Genomic DNA, 2064 nt, shown 5'->3' with positions numbered 1-2064 from the left:
CTGGCATTGCTCTAAAATTTTCAGGTAGCACTTACTAAAGCCAGCACTGTAAACATCGTCACAAACACGATAAGTTTCATTTTGAGAAAAGCGCCCTCCCTTTGTATCTTGTAAATAAGTATCTACAATTGGAGGGATAGATAAATTTTTCAAGCTACATTCACTGATATTTTCTACTAATTGTGGTTGATGCGTTTGCTGCTGGATTAAAGGCAACCACCCTTGTGCTAAGGATTCAGAGACAACTTTTCCACTCCAATCTGGATTGAAACGATATAAAATTACACGGTCAGAGTTGAACAATTGCCTAACTTCTTGAGTAGTTGTCTGAAAAATATATTCTAAATCAAGAGATTGACGGATTTTTTCAACGGTGATAGCAATAATTCTCTGAGAATCTGAGCCTTGATTCTGAGAAGCCATAATCATACTAGACGCAACAATAATCAACTCTTACCTAGAGTTCCCTTGTTTTACTTCAAAATTAAAATTCTGCTGGAAAATTGCAGTGTAATTGACTCAGCAAGATTACGGATGTAAAATATTTGAGTGTGTATATCAGTATTAGTCAAGGTATCGGACTGAGCGATACCTTATTTAATTGTATAGGTGCAAGTCTAATAGCCTGCCAACCCAAGCAAAAGTTGGGTAAGGACTGGGAAAGGGGTTCATGTTAAACCAATTCGCAATTACGTTTTGTGACGGGGATTTTGACCCCGACACAAAAGGTTCTGCCTGTAGAGGCAGGGGACTTAACCCCCCAACTTTTGTTAAAGGGGAAAGGGCTAAAAACATGAGTTCCATTACCTCTTGTCCTTAAAAGAGCCAAGTTCACCAGAGCAACTACTAGATCAATTTTGTGATCCATTTGTGGACATTGGGTTAGCCAATAACCCAATTTCCACACCCGACATTTCCGGTAGCATTCACGTTCGCAAAGCGTCTGTGAAAGAGAAATGTGCCATTCGTATCGCCCAATAATCTCCCACCGGACGATATAACTGTGACCATTGGTGAGAGGTTAGAATGATTGCACAAACGTTTGTGAGGGTACGGAAAAAGGGGATAAATCCAGCGCAGCGATAGAGACTGCTTTTAGCAGGGCTTTAACATCTTCTAAATCTTGATTCTCCTTTGTGACAGCAGTTTCAAAATTTTGGTTATTTTTGCATAAAGCACAAAACTCTAGCTGAAGAATATTACATAACAAACTTTTATATAAAGCAAGGGACTTTTTCGCAGTCGTAAGTTATAGCCGATCCTGCGTTCATCAAGCAAGTAAGGCATTACCGAGTAACAGTCAAATCCGATTATGGTAGAAAATTTTGAGGCTGCACAATCTTCAGACCAGAGAACAGAGATAGATATTATCTTTAAAGGATTAACAATACTTATAGTTGATGACGACAAAAATCACCTGAGTTTAATAAGCTATTTTTTTTGTAGATATGGAATTAATGTAATGTTGGCAGATAATGCCTCGTTAGCATTTAAACTAATTCAACAACACGCAGTGGATCTTTTAATTTCTGACATTGCAATGCCCGGAAAAGACGGATATTGGTTAATACAGAAAATTAGGTCACTACCACTCTCACCAATTAGAGAAATTCCGGCAATTGCTTTAAGTGGCGTATCTTTTGAGGAATGCTATGAAAAAGCGCTTGCATCTGGGTTTCAAACTTATATTCAAAAGCCTTCAAACCCTAAAGACTTAATGAAAGAAGTAGCGAAATTGCTATATCTGCCTGTAAAAATCGTCAAAGGGTTTTAGTAACTACTTCTAATCATTCACGGACTCGAAGTTACCTTTGTAGGAAATGATCTTAACCCTTGAGGGAAGATTTAAAATCAAAGGTCAGAGTTGATTCGTAAAGAAAATTTTAAAAGTATTCAACTCATTTGTAGTACTTAAATGCCGACTTTTGAAGCAAGTGCATGATATTGTTTACGCCAAGTATGGGGAGGTAAGCCATGATGTTGCCGAAACTGGCGAGACAAATGAGATACATCTTGGTAGCCTAATGCTTTAGCAATTTGCTCTACAGTCTGCTCGCTATTTTG

4 protein-coding genes are annotated in these 2064 nt (G+C 38.0%); 2 read left to right on the top strand and 2 right to left on the bottom strand.

Annotated features, from left to right (window positions below):
- On the bottom strand, nucleotides 1-423 hold a 423-nt coding region (locus H6G26_RS41260), incomplete at its 3' end, for a GAF domain-containing protein (RefSeq protein WP_242054409.1).
- A gap of 387 nt (nucleotides 424-810) precedes the next feature.
- Between H6G26_RS41260 and H6G26_RS41255 the strand changes: the two genes are divergently transcribed.
- On the top strand, nucleotides 811-981 hold the full coding sequence (locus tag H6G26_RS41255) for a hypothetical protein (RefSeq protein WP_190737864.1): 171 nt from the start codon (nucleotides 811-813) through the stop codon (nucleotides 979-981).
- Between the two features lie 331 nt (nucleotides 982-1312).
- Nucleotides 1313-1774: a response regulator gene (locus H6G26_RS41250; RefSeq protein ID WP_190737862.1), complete on the top strand. Its 462-nt coding sequence runs from the start codon at nucleotides 1313-1315 to the stop codon at nucleotides 1772-1774.
- 137 nt (nucleotides 1775-1911) lie between these two features.
- On the opposite strand, the gene H6G26_RS41245 is transcribed toward H6G26_RS41250, so the two are convergent.
- On the bottom strand, nucleotides 1912-2064 hold a 153-nt coding region (locus tag H6G26_RS41245; RefSeq protein WP_190737860.1), incomplete at its 5' end, for a helix-turn-helix domain-containing protein.

Source organism: Nostoc sp. FACHB-888 (assembly GCF_014696655.1).
Taxonomy (GTDB): domain Bacteria; phylum Cyanobacteriota; class Cyanobacteriia; order Cyanobacteriales; family Nostocaceae; genus Nostoc.
Note: the sequence above shows the minus strand (reverse complement) of the source record. Positions and strands in the feature narration are given on the sequence as shown.